General features: G+C 34.3%; 14 protein-coding genes. 10 read left to right on the forward strand and 4 right to left on the reverse strand.

The window, feature by feature from the left end; genetic code table 11:
- Nucleotides 1-58: 58 nt before the first annotated feature.
- Nucleotides 59-333, forward strand: a 275-nt coding sequence (locus QQZ16_RS08650) for an SH3 domain-containing protein (protein ID WP_284561286.1), incomplete at its 3' end; no start/stop codon positions are given.
- 27 nt (nt 334-360) lie between these two features.
- On the forward strand, nt 361-2,001 hold the full coding sequence (locus QQZ16_RS08655) for an SH3 domain-containing protein (RefSeq protein ID WP_284561299.1): 1,641 nt from the start codon (nt 361-363) through the stop codon (nt 1,999-2,001).
- A 32-nt stretch (nt 2,002-2,033) separates the two neighbouring features.
- Here QQZ16_RS08655 and minD read toward each other — a convergent pair whose 3' ends face one another.
- Both minD and QQZ16_RS08665 read right to left on the reverse strand, forming a co-directional pair.
- Nucleotides 2,034-2,807: a septum site-determining protein MinD gene (gene minD / locus QQZ16_RS08660; protein ID WP_284561287.1), complete on the reverse strand. Its 774-nt coding sequence runs from the start codon at nt 2,805-2,807 to the stop codon at nt 2,034-2,036.
- Between the two features lie 561 nt (nt 2,808-3,368).
- Nucleotides 3,369-4,493 (reverse strand): NAD(P)/FAD-dependent oxidoreductase, encoded by a 1,125-nt coding sequence (locus QQZ16_RS08665; protein WP_284561288.1) that lies wholly within the window; start codon nt 4,491-4,493, stop codon nt 3,369-3,371.
- A 672-nt stretch (nt 4,494-5,165) separates the two neighbouring features.
- Here QQZ16_RS08665 and QQZ16_RS08670 point away from each other — a divergent pair.
- The 3 genes from QQZ16_RS08670 (at nt 5,166) to QQZ16_RS08680 (ending at nt 8,757) form a co-directional block, all read left to right on the forward strand.
- Complete coding sequence (locus tag QQZ16_RS08670) at nt 5,166-6,392, forward strand: coiled-coil domain-containing protein (RefSeq protein WP_284561289.1); 1,227 nt, start codon at nt 5,166-5,168, stop codon at nt 6,390-6,392.
- A gap of 863 nt (nt 6,393-7,255) precedes the next feature.
- The gene (locus tag QQZ16_RS08675; RefSeq protein ID WP_235250365.1) at nt 7,256-7,972 is read left to right on the forward strand and encodes a metal ABC transporter ATP-binding protein; all 717 of its coding nucleotides are present in this window, start codon (nt 7,256-7,258) and stop codon (nt 7,970-7,972) included.
- Nucleotides 7,909-8,757: a metal ABC transporter permease gene (locus tag QQZ16_RS08680; protein WP_031539913.1), complete on the forward strand. Its 849-nt coding sequence runs from the start codon at nt 7,909-7,911 to the stop codon at nt 8,755-8,757. The genes QQZ16_RS08675 and QQZ16_RS08680 overlap by 64 nt, the downstream gene beginning before the upstream one ends.
- Nucleotides 8,758-8,809: 52 nt before the next feature.
- On the opposite strand, the gene QQZ16_RS08685 is transcribed toward QQZ16_RS08680, so the two are convergent.
- The gene (locus QQZ16_RS08685; RefSeq protein WP_235250357.1) at nt 8,810-9,772 is read right to left on the reverse strand and encodes a D-2-hydroxyacid dehydrogenase; all 963 of its coding nucleotides are present in this window, start codon (nt 9,770-9,772) and stop codon (nt 8,810-8,812) included.
- Nucleotides 9,773-10,028: 256 nt separating this feature from the next.
- Here QQZ16_RS08685 and QQZ16_RS08690 point away from each other — a divergent pair, with 256 nt between their 5' ends.
- The 5 genes from QQZ16_RS08690 (at nt 10,029) to QQZ16_RS08710 (ending at nt 14,768) form a co-directional block, all read left to right on the forward strand.
- Nucleotides 10,029-11,585 carry a bifunctional metallophosphatase/5'-nucleotidase gene (locus QQZ16_RS08690; protein ID WP_235250344.1) on the forward strand — a complete coding sequence of 519 codons (1,557 nt, stop codon included), beginning with the start codon at nt 10,029-10,031 and terminating at the stop codon, nt 11,583-11,585.
- A gap of 184 nt (nt 11,586-11,769) precedes the next feature.
- Nucleotides 11,770-12,522, forward strand: a complete 753-nt coding sequence (locus QQZ16_RS08695; protein ID WP_284561290.1) for a gamma-glutamyl-gamma-aminobutyrate hydrolase family protein — start codon at nt 11,770-11,772, stop codon at nt 12,520-12,522.
- A 125-nt stretch (nt 12,523-12,647) separates the two neighbouring features.
- Nucleotides 12,648-12,914: a phosphocarrier protein HPr gene (locus QQZ16_RS08700; RefSeq protein WP_251627379.1), complete on the forward strand. Its 267-nt coding sequence runs from the start codon at nt 12,648-12,650 to the stop codon at nt 12,912-12,914.
- Between the two features lie 271 nt (nt 12,915-13,185).
- Nucleotides 13,186-13,977 (forward strand): ABC transporter ATP-binding protein, encoded by a 792-nt coding sequence (locus QQZ16_RS08705; RefSeq protein ID WP_031534091.1) that lies wholly within the window; start codon nt 13,186-13,188, stop codon nt 13,975-13,977.
- Between the two features lie 17 nt (nt 13,978-13,994).
- On the forward strand, nt 13,995-14,768 hold the full coding sequence (locus tag QQZ16_RS08710; protein ID WP_031534093.1) for a Cof-type HAD-IIB family hydrolase: 774 nt from the start codon (nt 13,995-13,997) through the stop codon (nt 14,766-14,768).
- A gap of 85 nt (nt 14,769-14,853) precedes the next feature.
- On the opposite strand, the gene QQZ16_RS08715 is transcribed toward QQZ16_RS08710, so the two are convergent.
- Nucleotides 14,854-15,168, reverse strand: coding sequence for a hypothetical protein (locus QQZ16_RS08715; protein WP_031534095.1), 315 nt, complete (start codon nt 15,166-15,168; stop codon nt 14,854-14,856).
- Between the last annotated feature and the right edge of the window lie 432 nt (nt 15,169-15,600).

Raw genomic sequence — 15,600 nt, forward strand, 5'->3', positions numbered from 1 at the left:
AGAAACACCTACCACAGTGGAAAAGAAAGTCAATGTTCAAGCAGGATCAAGCTTAAACGTGAGATCCACAGCATCAACAAGTGGAGTAATAAAAGGAAAGCTTACAGCAGGAACGGTAGTAACAGTAATATCAGAGAAAAATGGCTGGTCGCAAATTAAGACGAATAATCTAGAAGGGTATGTAAGCAGTGAGTACTTAACAAGTGTTACTACCCCTGAAAATGGAACAGACGACCAAACAGATCCAGAGGAAGACAAGCAGCCAGAAGAAACACCAACCACAGTGGAAAAGAAAGTCAATGTTCAAGCAGGATCAAGCTTAAACGTGAGATCNATGTGCAGACGGGATCTAATTTAAACGTGAGATCGAAAGCATCAACAAGTGGCACAATAAAAGGAAAGCTTACAGCAGGAACGGTAGTAACAGTATTATCAGAGAAAAATGGCTGGTCACAAATTAAGACGAATAATCTAGAAGGGTATGTAAGCAGTGAGTACTTGACAAGGATTACTACCCCTGAAAATGGAACAGACGACCAAACAGATCCAGAGGAAGACAAGCAGCCAGAAGAAACACCAACCACAGTGGAAAAGAAAGTCAATGTTCAAGCAGGATCAAGCTTAAACGTGAGATCCACAGCATCAACAAGTGGAGTAATAAAAGGAAAGCTTACAGCAGGAACGGTAGTAACAGTATTATCAGAGAAAAATGGCTGGTCACAAATTAAGACGAATAATCTAGAAGGGTATGTAAGCAGTGAGTACTTGACAAGTATTACTACCCCTGAAAATGGAACAGACGACCAAACAGATCAAGAGGAAGACAAGCAGTCAGAGGAAGCACCAACAGCAGTGGAAAAGATTGTTAATGTCCAAGCGGGTTCTAGCTTAAATATGAGAGCTACACCATCAACGAGTGGAACAATCTTAAGCAAGCTTGCAGCAGGAACAGTAGTAACTGTTCAATCAGAAGAAAATGGTTGGTCCAAAATAATAGTGAATAATCTGGAAGGGTATGTTAGTACAGAATATTTAACGGCTAAAGATAATGGGAGCACTAATGTAACAATAAATAAGAGTTATGTTAATTACAATCTGACTTTAGAAGACATGACTAATATTCAATTAAAAGTCAATCCACAAACGGATACAAAATATGATACATATATCAGAGAAGATGCGATTGTTTTCAAAACATCTGATTCCACAAAAGGAACTGTACTTGGTAGTGGCTGGAGATTGCGTGGAGGTGCTGGAACCGATTATTCTGTTGTTAGTACTTTAACGAGTGGACAGGTATTAACGGTTGTTTCCAAAGTAAAAGGAACGGATGGATACTACTGGTATAAAGTAGATTATTCACAGGCATGGGTTAGTGCTAGTAAAGAAGATACTGCCTATTATCTAAACCCCGATAACTTTATTAATAGTGATATCCAATCTTTGCAATTTCTTAAATTGTCTGCAAAAGCAAATGTGGATGATAAAGAAGTAGATAGTAAGATATTAGCTGGTAAAGGTATATTAGCTGGTAAAGCATCTGCTTTTGTCACTGCGGCTAATGCTTACGGAATTAATGAACTATACTTGATTTCTCATGCTCTTTTAGAGACTGGAAATGGTACTTCTACTTTGGCAAATGGTGTTGAAGTTAATGGTAAAATGGTCTATAACATGTATGGTATTGGTGCCTATGATGGATCTGCTATTTCAAGTGGTGCCGAATATGCCTATAATGCTGGCTGGTTTACACCTGAAGCTGCGATTATAGGTGGTGCAAAATTTATTGCGCAAGGTTATATCAATGCTGGACAAGATACTTTATATAAAATGAGATGGAATCCTGATGCAGCTGAAAAAACAGGGACTGCAACACATCAGTATGCTTCCGATATAGGCTGGGCAACAAAACAGGTAAATCAAATTTATAATTTATATAGTTTAATAAGTACATATACATTAAACTATGAAATTCCAACCTATCAAGTAAACGCTAAGTAAGAGACTATAAGTTCTTTCATTCGTAAATGTTTTTAAAAAGACAGCTTTAAATTTCTATGTGTAAAAAAGTTCTGGTTATAAGAAGGTAAATCAATTCTCTGGTTATAATGGTGTTTGGAAAGATTACTTGCAATCTTTCTAAACATCACTCCAGATTGTAAACTTGGGTTTAATGCAATTGGATTGCCTTTGTTATTAGCTGCGATAATATCTGCATCAGAAGGAATGGCTCCTAGAATATTTATATTCAATAATTGCAAGATATTTTCAACTTCCTGGTTATGTTTATAACCATTTACAAGGAGAGATAATGGCTGTTTATTTTGTGATTCCAGTATACCAATTACCCTGTCTGCATCCTGTAATGCAGTTTTATCAGGTGAAGCTACAATAATAACTTCATCGGCTCCGTTTATTGCATAGAAAAATCCACTTTCCAATCCTGAGGGAGAATCAATTAAGATAAAATCATACAGTGAATCAATTTCTTGTAGCATCTCCACAAACGAGAGAAATTCTACCTCTGTCACTTGCTTTTTACTACCGGGTACTAAATGAAGGTTCTTTAATGTACGGTGTTTAACGACCATATGATTAAAGGAACATAGCTTTTGCAAATAATCCGAAATATCTAGAATAATTCGATTAGACAAGCCTAATGGAATATCAAGGTTTCGTAAACCAAAATCTGCATCAATTAAGCACACTTTATAGCCTTTTAATGCAAGGGAAATACCGATATTAGCAGTAACTGTAGTTTTTCCAACCCCACCTTTCCCGGAAGTAATAGTAATTATTCGACTCATTTTTTAATCCCCCTAAAATGTAAAAAGGCTGATGAAAGAGGGCAGTCTCTCAACAGTAAGTTCGTAATGATCCATTAGTGAACGAACAATAAATCACTAATTGCAGTTAACTAGATTATTCCTAAATAATAATGAAGAAAGAACGTTTAATAGAATGAAAGTGAACGTAATATAGAACAATTTTAATATGAAAATTGGCGAAGAACCATATGTAGAAAATACTATCTATTCTATTGAATTTCAACCTAATGTAGAGGAGGGAGTTCTATTTGTAAGAGTTTTGGATGGGTAATAGGAAAAAAGCCTAGTGAAGAGTGACGGCTAATGGGCTCACTTTATTTGGAACAGAGCATATATAATTAGCTGTGAACGAAAAAAATAAGGACAATTACCTAATATTGTATCTGAAAAAAATTATTTTAAGGAAGGGTAATCCTTATAAAGAAAAAGGATGCTTGAATCTCCCAAAAAGGTAGCTGGGATCAGGCATCCTTTTTTTTTCGGATGGTATTAATTAAATAAACAAAATATAATCGAGCAGCGTATTTAAAAAAAAGGCAATTATATCTCTTGAACGGAACTATCGATAGAATATGGAGATAAATCGATATCACATGCAGATCCAAGGACAAATTTGGCCAGTTGTTTGCCGATAAATGGGCCCATCGTTAAGCCTGATGCTCCTAAACCATTCGCAATCGTTAATCCTTTATACTGTGCCAGTCTTCCGAATACTGGAAGAAAGTCATTTGTAAATGGACGGAAGCCAACTTTTGCTTCTCCCCAGATTCCATCGGATAAGCCTGGAGCGAATAGTAAAGCTTTATCGATAATCTCTTTTATTCCCGCAACCGTTATGTCAGCAGCTAACGCAGTCGTATTATCGTGTGTTGCGCCTATCACAATGCTGTTATCTTCTAAAGTTAATATATACTGATCATGTGGTGGCATGACAACAGGCCAATCAGAACATGTTACATCTTTTAGCTTTACATGCAAAATCTGTCCTTTCTGTGCTTTCACATCAAAGGATAATTGTAATGGCTTAAGTAACTCATTTGCCCATACCCCCGCAGCAATGACTACTTCATCCGCATAAATAGTAGTGTTATCACTAAGTTTTACGCCAATAATTTCGTCTTTTTCTTTGATAAGCGTACTATTTGAGTGAATAAAGGTTGCACCTAATTGTTTGCTAGCCTCTATAAGAGCATTTCGTAGTGCCCAGCCATTTACTCTTGCTGCTCCACTAATATGTAAAGCGCCATATCCTGGAGCTAATAACGGGAACAATGCCTTTGCTTCTGATGAGGTAAGAATATTTACATCTCCAATTTCTGGTGCTTCTAATTTTCTTTTTAATGTTCTCTCTTCCATAGCTTCTAGTTTTGTAAGATCGGAATGAAGGCTTAGAGCACCAACTTTTTTATAACCAGTATGTAATTGATGATAGCTATTTAAATCTTCAACAAGGGATGGATAGTATTTCGCACCTTCTCTTGCTAATACATACCATTTTTTGTTTCTACGCTGGGAATTCCAAGGGCAAATGATGCCAGCTGCTGCCTTTGTTGCTTGTCCTTGATCTTCTCGATCAATGACTATAACCTCTGCTCCACGCTTTGCTAATTCAAATGTAATAGAGGCGCCAAGTATCCCTCCGCCTACTACAATTACTTTTTTCATGTATTAATCAATTCCTTCTATATATTAAGTTAGGACTGGTTTCAAAGTTTGTTGGTCGTAATTTGAAAGTATATTGTCATCACAAATTATGGGAAGGGTTACCCTATTGTTTGCAAAGGGGGGCTAGCCTTTGAGTTATCCCTAAAATGCCTTCTTGTCATGTATTAATTTTCTTTTAAAAAACCAATTATTGAAAAACAGCCAAGGTAAAGAGCTATTTCTAATATAACATAGTGGTTCAAATAGAAAGAAATTCGCATTTTTTAACAAAAAAGAAAAATGTTGAGTTGTGTCGAAATAAAACGATAAAATACTTCTATTAAGAACGGTTCATTATTTTAATATTATTTAGTCGCTTCCATTTTTTGGAGTGATATATAGGAAAAAAGTTTGAAAAAAATGTGAACAAACGATGAAAAATGACAATTGAAATATAATTGTAATATTTCTATTACTTAAATGACAAATTATGATGTTATACTTCTATTTGTGGCGAAAGATGTTTTATATAAAGAACTTTCGTCGAAAACAGGGTTATTGTTTGATTTACACTGTAGAGAATACTATATTATAAGAGTCTCTCTACCAATTACATCATAAACATAAAGAAGATACATAGATAAATAAATTAGAAGAATTCTACATTAGATAAATGTGCAGGGGGAAAATGGAATGTTAAAAAAGAAACTAGTGGTACTAAATACGACGATATTACTTGGATTGGGTACTAGCTTAGCGATCCCAGGAATAAATGCTCATGCGATTCAACCAACTAGCATTACGCAACAACAAGCATCTTTAAAAAGCCAAATTTCTGACGCTCAAATTAAAATTGTAGAAACGCAAGAAGAGTTAAAAAAATTAGAGGCTCAAATTAAAAGAGTAGATAAAGCAATTGAGGAAAATAAAAGTCTTATTGAGGAAACAAAGGCTAAAATGAAAGCTACGGAGAAAGAAATTGACTCTCTTGAGAAAAAAATAAAAGAATTAGAAGATAGAATTGAAAAGCGTAATGATGTATTAAAAGAAAGAGCACGTTCTTTCCAAGAAAATGGAGGAAGTGTTGATTATATTGAAGTATTATTCGGTGCTGCTAGTTTTAAGGAATTTGTTGACCGTGTAGGTGCAGTTGCTACAATTATGGAAGCAGATCAAGATTTAATTGCAAGCAATGAGAAAGATAAAGAAGATTTAGAAACAAAGCAAAATGAAATAAAAGATAAATATGATGAGTTGAATAATACGAAGTTAGATCTTGAAGAAATGCAAAAGCAAAATGAAGATCAACAGAAGAAAAATGAGCAATCCAAAAAAGATTTAAAGGCTAAAGAAGCTGAAAATAAAGAGCGTAAAGCAGAATTGGAACAGAAATACGGTTCTTTACAATCTGTAGAGCCACAAATAAAAAAAATGATTCAACAAAAAGAAGAAGATAACTTAAATCAATTGGTTGCTTCCACAATTGGAACGAATGACAGTGGGAGTGCTAGTAAGAGTTCAAGTGAAAAAGCAAGCGGTAGTAAATCAAAAGCAATTACTGCTGGTTATAAATACATTGGGAATTCAACTTATAAATTTGGCGGTGGAAGAACTGCTTCAGATGTAGCAAACGGATTGTTTGATTGTTCTGGATTTGTTAGCTGGGCTTATTCACAAGCTGGATATAGCATTCCTGCAAGTACGGATGCTTTAAAGAACTCCGGAACGCGTGTGTCTACAAGCGATATGCAACCAGGAGATTTAGTGTTCTTTAACACATATAAAACAGATGGTCATGTTGGAATCTATATTGGTGGAGGTAAGTTTATCGGTTCACAAAGCTCTACTGGTGTTGCAATAGCATCTATGAATAGCGGGTATTGGAAATCTGTATTTAATGGAAGAGTTGTTCGTTTCTAATAGAATCATTTCAGGAAAGCATTACTAGTGAGTTTTATCTGGTAATGCTTTTGTTCTGTTTACTTATATAATACCCATTAGTAAAAAAAATATTCCTTTTTTTTGAAAGATGCGTTAATTTTTTATTTATCTCCCAACTTCAGTTAGACATTAATTACAAGCTTGTGAGCGTTTAAGAAGGATAGGTGGGAGAGTAAATAGCCCCTAAATGGTTTTCTAAGCTAGAACTAACCTTTAGTGAAGGATGAAGGACCACAATTTTTCTAAAAGGATTCACGACATTTTTATTATTAGTGTAATAGTAATTTGTTTCCCTCTATTATTAAATGGATAATATGATGGAAGATAAAAGCGAGTATTCTTAAGAAGGTAAAATTCTTGACCAATTAAAAAGTTTATTATAAAATTTTTAATCGGAATCGTTTGGATTTATGTTGACACCTTAATGGGAAAAGTCTATTATTAAGTGTCATGTATAATATATAAAAGAAAAAGGTAGGAATAGCTTTCATTTATGATTAATCTAAATAAATGAATAACTAGGTGTGTTCCATTTCTTCTTTAAATCGTAATGAATACGAAATGGTTAAAGGATAGATTTACTTTCTCAAACTAGGAAAGTAAGCTACTCAATATATGTTATAGAGTATATACCTGTAGGAAATGGCAAAAATTATAAAAGTTTAGATGTGTCTCGACAGTGGATGGACACGGAGATATATGTTATATCAATCATTGATATAAAAATCGGTATAACCAAGCTAGCACCTTTGACATGGTATGGTTTTATATCTTAGATTAATCGGCTTTTATTTAAATAATGAATTGATGACGTGAATTACAAATGGAAAGGAGTAATTACTATGAAACTGGCGACAGTATCAAAAATTACATTTGGATATGAGCATGTCCCTTCTCTTGAAAATGTCTCTTTTGAATTAGAAAGTGGTGAGTTTGTTGGGATTACTGGCCCGAATGGTGCAAGTAAATCTACACTCTTAAAGTTATTATTGGGCTTGCTTAAACCTTGGTCAGGCAGTGTGAAAATAAGTAAGCTTAATTCGAAGGAAAAAAAATTAACAGTTGGTTATGTTCCGCAGCAAATCTCTTCTTTTAATGTTGGATTCCCGAGCACGGTGATAGAACTTGTTCGTTCAGGTAGATATCAGCGTAAAAAGTTTTATGAGAGACTGAAGGAAGTTGATCATGAGGCAGTGAAGAAGTCTTTAGAAATGGTTGGAATGTGGGAGTATCGAAATAAGAAAATAGGAGAGTTATCTGGAGGACAAAAACAGAAGATTGTGATTGCCCGAATACTAGCGTCAGAACCGGATTTACTTGTTTTAGATGAACCGACAACAGGCATGGATGCGGATAGTAGAAAAGGATTTTATGAATTTATGAAGCATCAGGTTAGAGAACATAATAGAACGGTAGTCATGGTAACCCATGATCAAGATGAAGTAGAAGGTTATTTAGATAAGATTATTCATATAGAGAAAGGAGAAAAAGGTGGATGGAGATGTTTGAGCTTGAATTCATGCAAAGAGCATTTTGGGCAGGTGGGCTCATTGCAATAATTGCACCAATCATAGGGATTTATTTAGTCTTAAGAAGACAGGCGTTAATGGCCGATACTTTGTCCCATATCTCATTAGCTGGTGTTGCGATTGGTTTTTTCTTTCAAACAAATGTGACACTCTCTAGTCTACTAGTCGTTGTCGCTGGGGCGATTGGGATTGAATATATGCGTCGTGCATATCATACTTATTCAGAAGTATCGATAGCTATTTTGATGGCTGCTGGTCTGTCATTTGCGTTATTTCTTATGAGCTTATCAAGTGGTGGAATGACGGCAAGCATGGATCAATATTTATTTGGGAGTATTATTACGATAAGTAAACAGCAAGTAAATGTGTTAGCAATTGTAACTGGAATTATTCTTTTATTTTTTCTTTTCTTTACGAGACAGATGTATATTATGACCTTTGATCAAGATACTGCTACAACTAGTGGGATTAATACAAGTATGCTATCTATTGCATTTAGCATTTTAACGGGTATTGCAATTTCTGTTATTATACCAACTATTGGAGTATTATTAGTTTCTGCCCTGTTGGTACTACCTTCTGCTTTTTCCATTAAATTAGTAAAAGGTTTTAAATGGGTGTTTATTGTTGCCATTTTAGTAGCGGCAGTTAGTATTTTTACTGGTTTATTTTCATCCTATCATTTAGGAACTCCTCCTGGAGCAACGATAACGTTATTATTGGTAGTTATCTTGCTTATAGGTTTCTTAAGTCAAAAGGTTTATATGATAGTTCGTCGTGCATCAAGCCAGAAAAATTATAAAAAAGTAGGGTAAAAAAAGAGGAGTCAGTGCTATTAATAGCTGGCTCCTCTTTTTATCTATTTAGTTAATATCCTTTATGGTAGTCTACTAAATTAATCGGGAGTGGTTCTCCTTTTAGATAGTAAATTGCATTCTGCAGAAATATTTCTTCTATCACTCTACTGCTATAATGCTCTGTAGAACCAGATGTGTGAGGAGTAATAATGACATTTTCTAAATCCCATAATGGACTTGATTGCTGTAATGGTTCTGTTTCAAAGACGTCTAATCCCGCACCTAATATTTCTCCACTTATTAATGCTTCAACTAGATCATCTTCTTTCACAATTTCTCCACGTCCGATGTTAATAAAGAATGCTGACTTTTTCATTTGCTGAAATTGTTCTTTTTGGAATAAATGGTATGTATCATCAGTTAATGGAAGAGTGACAACAACATAATCACATATTGGAAGTACTTCAGCTAGTTGATTGGAAGTGTATAATTTATCCACATAGTCTGTCGGTTTCAGCGAGTTTCGTACACCGATGACATGCATATCAAATGCTTTCGCAATTTTAGCTGTTTCTAGCCCGATTGCCCCTACGCCAATAATACCAATCGTTTTTTTATGAGCTTCCAACTTGATATCGGTACCATCCCACTTTTTTGTTTGCTGATTTCGAACATATGTATGAATATTTCTTGTTAATCCTAGTAGGAGAGCGAAAATCGTTTCAGAAATTGGATAGCTATGTACTCCATTTGCGCTTGTAATGAAAATATTTTTTTTACTTAATTGATCTAATGGAAGGCTATTAACACCAGCGCTCCATGTTTGAATCCATTTGAGCTGGTCATTCTGGTTAATGCTTTGCATATCAAAACTGTTTCTCCAACCAACAATTATTTCAGAATCAATCAAATGCTCTTGCCATTCATCCTGTTTTGATGCATGAATAATTTGCCATGCAGAGAATTGGGACTTAACTTTTTCCAATAGAGAAGGATGGAGGGGGTGAGTAATTAATATTTTTCTGCTATTCATATGGAGGACACTCCTTTATTATTTGATTGTATTATTACTATTGTAACAAATAATAAGATAATTGGAACTATTTTGCTTATTTTAAATAATTCTATGCTTTCTATTTGGAGGAATTACTAATTTAGTTGAAATATAAAGAATTATAAGTAGTTATTGAAGGATGAACTTGCTATAATGAAAATGCTATTAATGAGTAAGTACGTGGAAGTTAATGAATGGAAGTAGATGATGAAATAAAGTAACAGGAGATGAAATCTTGAATACAGAAGTAACTATTTTATTAACAAGTGATGTCCATGGAAATATATTTCCAGTGAACTATGGGAATAATGCGCCATCTGATGTGGGCCTAGGAAAAGTTGCTACTATTATAGCAAAGGAAAGGGCAAAGAATCCAAATACGATTATAATAGACAATGGTGATTTAATACAAGGTACGCCTTTAACATACCATTATGTGAATTTTTTAGCAGATAAAAAAAATCCAATGATAACAATCTTAAATCAATTAAAATATGATGGGGCTGTTATTGGAAATCATGAATTTAATTACGGTTTAACTATTTTAAAAAGTGCTGTAAAAGAATCAAATTTTCCTTGGCTTTGTGGGAATATTGTCGAAGAAAAAACAAATCAGCCGTTTTTAGGTACCCCTTATTTGATTAAAAGAATTAATGGCTTTAAAATTGCAATTCTTGGCTTGACAACGCACTATATTCCGAATTGGGAAAACCCTAAGAATATCAAAGGACTTCAATTTAATGATGCATTCGATAGTGCAAAAAAATGGGTAGATTTTATTAATAAAGAAGAACAGCCAGATGTTCTTGTCATTTCCTATCATGGTGGATTTGAACGGAATCTGGAAACGGGAGAGCCAACGGAAGTATTGACTAGGGAGAATCAGGGATATAGCATTTGCAAACAGATAGATGGTGTTGATGTGCTATTAACTGGCCATCAACATCGAGAATTAACTGGTAATATAAATGGCACAGAAATTATACAGCCAAGCAATAATGGAAAATTTGTGGGCAAAATAACATTGGTGCTTGATGAAAACGGGGAGGTAATAAAGAAAGACTCCGAATTATTATCAGTAGCAGATGTGGATGCAGATGAAGAAATCCTTATGTTAGCAAAAGAATATGAAGATAGTACACAAAAATGGCTGGATACGCCAATAGGACATATTGATGGAGATATGCTTGTAAAAGATCCAATGGAGATTCGCTTAGCAGATAGTCCGCTCATTGAATTTATTAATAAAGTGCAAATGGAAGCTGCGAATGTAAAAATCAGTAATACGGCACTCTTTAATAATGAATCCCCTGGATTTAAACCAAATGTGACAATGAGGGACATTGTTTCCAATTATATCTATCCTAATACATTCAAAGTACTAGCTTTAACTGGGAAAGATATTCGTGCAGCACTTGAGCAAAGCGCCAAATATTTTGCTTTGAATGAGGAAGGTGAACCAATAGTAAATCCTTCCTTTGTTTATCCTAAACCACAGCATTATAACTATGATATGTGGGAGGGGATTGAATATACACTTGATATAACAAAACCTCATGGACAAAGAGTCATTCAGCTAGATTTTGAAGGCAAACCAATAGATGAGGAAGCTATTTATGAAGTGGTAATGAATAATTATCGAGCTGGGGGTGGCGGTGATTTCTTTATGTTTAAGAATAAACCTGTAGTCCGAGAGATTCAATTTGATGCTTCAGAATTACTTGCAAATTATATAATGGAGCGAAAAATTGTGCCCGCCACTTGTAATCATAATTGGAAAGTTATTTGGTGATTATATTTAGGGCTGAAAACAAGTCTATAGGGTAAAATAGTCAGCTATTTTCGAGAGAATATATGTGGGTCTATCGATAATAGCTGATTTTTTATTATTCTTTTAGATAAGTGTATTGACATGCCCTTTTATTTCATTTTTAATATTGTTAATATTAAAAAAATAGAAGCGTCAGGGGATGAAGATGTTGAGTAAACCGATAATAGGGATAACAGGTGCTTATATATTTAAAAATAAATTCATGGAAGGTACATACGTTCATCATGATTATCAAAAATCAATTGCGGCCAATGGTGGGTTGCCGATCATTCTTCCGTTTGTAGAAGAGAATCTTGCAGTAGAAATGGTAGATCTATGTGATGCCGTTATTCTAAGTGGTGGAGAGGATATAGATCCTATTACATTTGGAGAAGATCCACATCAAAATATCGGGGATACAATTCTCCTGCGGGATAAAGTGGAATTAAATGTAATTAACAGAGCGATGGAGACAAATAAACCAATACTAGCAATATGCAGAGGGATTCAAATATTAAATGTTGCTTTAGGGGGAACACTAATTCAAGATATTCCTTCTCAAGTGAAAGATAGTATTAAACATACTCAATCTGTGAAAAGAAGCTGGGATACTCATTTTGTAACCATAAAAGAAGATAGTCAATTAGCATCTATAATAGGAGAAACGAAAACAAGGGTAAATAGCATTCACCATCAAGCGATTGATATGTTAGCAAAGGATTTAGTGGAGGTTGCAAGAAGTAAGGATGGCATCATTGAAGCGGTCGAGCATAAGAGTTATCAAAATTTCTTGTTGGGAGTACAATGGCATCCTGAATCTATGGCATCTACCAATGAAAAGATGAATCAAATTTTTGCTGAATTTATAAAGAGAGCAAAACTAGAAAAAGTGAACATGTTACATAAAATGAAGTCATAAGAAAAAACAGTCATGAAGATAAAGATAAAGGCAAAAACAGAAAAAGATGAAAAAAAAGTTAGTATTAACTCCTAAAATCAGCTAAAATAATAAGGTAAGACAATTTTTTCTTAGGAGGCATAACAATGAGCGAAAAAACATTTACGGTAATTGATGAAACTGGGATTCATGCAAGACCAGCAACATTATTAGTAAGCACTGCTAGTAAATACAAATCTGATATGCAAATCTCTTTCAAAGGTAAATCTGTAAACTTAAAGTCTATTATGGGCGTAATGTCACTAGGTGTACCAAAGGGTGGAGAAATTACTATTTCTGCAACTGGCGAAGATGAAGTAGAAGCAGTTGAAGGTGTAGAAACTGTCCTTAAAAAAGAAGGATTAGTTGGTTAATCTTTATGCTTCAATGACCCTCTGAAATGGGGGTCACTCTCATTTATTTTTTTGTAGCTTTGTTAAAGCGTTTACATTTCGATATTAACAAAAAAAGATCTGACTTTTGTTGTCTTTACATTACAAAAGCTAGATCTTTTTTTGTTTTTTTTCAATGATAAAATAGCGCATTTCATGGATGCGTTCGTTTCTATATATTCGCTATCTCCATTTCTCTCTGTACATAATATGAGAATTTTTAGTAAAATGAAAAGGGAATAGGAGGATTGGCATGATTGTAAAATTAGATGATGTGGGCTTAAAAAGAAATGGACAGTGGATTCTACAACATATTAATTGGGAGATTAAAAAAGGGGAGAATTGGATTTTATATGGTCTTAATGGTGCCGGTAAGACAGCTTTATTAAATATGATTTGTGCCTATTATCATCCAACAGAAGGTAAGATGGAAGTTCTAGGAAAGGTATTTGGGAAATCTGAATTAGGGGGAGCACTGAGAAGAAGAATTGGATTGGTATCAAATCGTCTGCAACAAAAATTATATGAATCTGACAGTGCATTTGAAATCGTGCTAAGTGGCGCTTATGCGTCTATTGGTTTATATGAGTCACCGACAACTGAAATCAGAAATCGAGCTATTGCTATTATGAAGCAGTTAGGTAGTTTGGAATATGCTGACAGACCATATAATAGCTTATCGCAAGGTGAGAGACAAAAAGTTCTTATTGGAAGAGCATTAATGCTGGATCCGGAGCTTATTATTTTGGATGAACCAGCAACTGGCTTGGATTTTTTGGCAAGGGAACAATTATTGGACACCATTTCAAAGATAGTAAACGAGGACACAAGCATCATTTATGTTACACATCATGTGGAAGAGGTATTGCCAGTTTTTTCCCACTCTTTTCTCTTGAAAGAAGGTAAGGAATTTTCCTCTGGCTATACAAAGGATATATTAACGAGCAAAAATATGAGTAGCTTTTTTTCGTTACCAGTTGAAGTTATTTGGAATAACGAACGGCCGCTTTTGGCTAGAAAAAAGCGCTCACTGATCGAAAATTAGGAAAGGGAGAATAGATTGTGGCTTATAAAATTGTCTTTATAGATATAGATGGAACGTTAGTGAATGAGGAGAAAAAAATACCTCATGATGCAAAATTAGCAATTAATGAGTTAAAGAAACGCAATATTCCCATCGTTTTAGCAACAGGAAGAGCACCGTATTTCTTTTCAGATATATTAGCTGAATTAAATTTAACATCATATATCTCTTTTAACGGCTCGTACGTTGTTCATGAGAAAGAGGAGGTATATAAAAAACCGATTCCGATAGAGACGCTAGAGAAATTAGAACAAATTGCTTTAAAAAATGATCATCCGTTAGTATTTCAAGGAAGTAAGGAATGCTGTGCAAATCATCAAGAGCATGCTCATATTATTGAATCCTTTCAGTCATTGAAATTAAATGCGCCATCCTATCGAAAAGATTTTTGGAAGGAGGCGGATATTTATCAATGCTTGCTTTTCTGTGAAGAAAAAGATGAAAATTTATATGAAGAAACTTTTTCAACGATTCACTTTGTACGTTGGCATCCTTTATCAATGGATGTTATCCCCACTGGTGGGTCAAAGGCAGCAGGAATAGTGGAAATTTTAAATAGATTAAATATCGATCCTCAGGAAGCTGTGGCATTTGGAGATGGGTTAAATGATAAAGAAATGCTCTCGTATGTAGGTATGGGGATAGCGATGGGAAATGCTCATGAAGAAGTGATACCATTTGCGAAAATGGTCACAAAACATGTGAATGAAGGCGGTCTCTCTTATGGTTTGAAAGAAATTGGTTTAATCTAGTACGGGACATTTTTAATATACATAGAAGAAAAGCTGTCAAAAGTTAGTTTTTAGTCTTTTGACAGCTTAGGATGAAAAAGATAATCTAGTCTTTCCAATCTTCATACACTACAACTCCACCTGATAAATCGATGGTATTACGTTCCCCTTTATAAAGAAGTTTGCCATCTTCTTTCACGATTAGGTTTTCGTAGGTAAATACCTTTTTTCCATTTGGTAAGGTGATAACTACTTTTTCTCCGAATTCTTCTTTTCCTGTTCTGGGCTCACTAGCAAAATATTTATCTGAGAAAATATAGCCTCCAAATAGGGTAGTTAAGAGTAAGATGGAACCTAAAAAATAGATGATTTTTTTGCTAATACTATTTTTCTTTTCGTCGTGTTTTTCCGTACTTTTCATATGCGCCTCCACAATATCCCCTTTTCGTTAAAAATAATTGCTAAAACGGTATCAATGGCAGATGTAATAATAGGTTGATATATATGAAATTCCCTCTAAATTATGATATGAAACAAAAACATAAAGATGACGAAAATTTGAATGTAATATCGTTTTCCCTTTTTTGATGTAGTTTATTGTTAGGAAAGGTGTTTTCTAAAAGAATGTTGCTTTTTATAGGAAAAGCAATTAATGAGAATAACGGAACCGCTTGAATAATCGTAGCATCTCTAGGGGAACTGCGAGAAAGATCGATTCTTACAACATATGAGGCATAATGGATATGGAAAGGAAAAATGAATAGGGTGAATTTGTTTTTTATAAATATTCCTGAAACCTTTTTTATTTCTAATCGTATATTTGATAAGAAATAACATGAAGGAGGAATGATTA

This window comes from Bacillus sp. T2.9-1, assembly GCF_950097965.1.
Taxonomy (GTDB): Bacteria; Bacillota; Bacilli; order Bacillales; family Cytobacillaceae; genus Niallia; species Niallia hominis.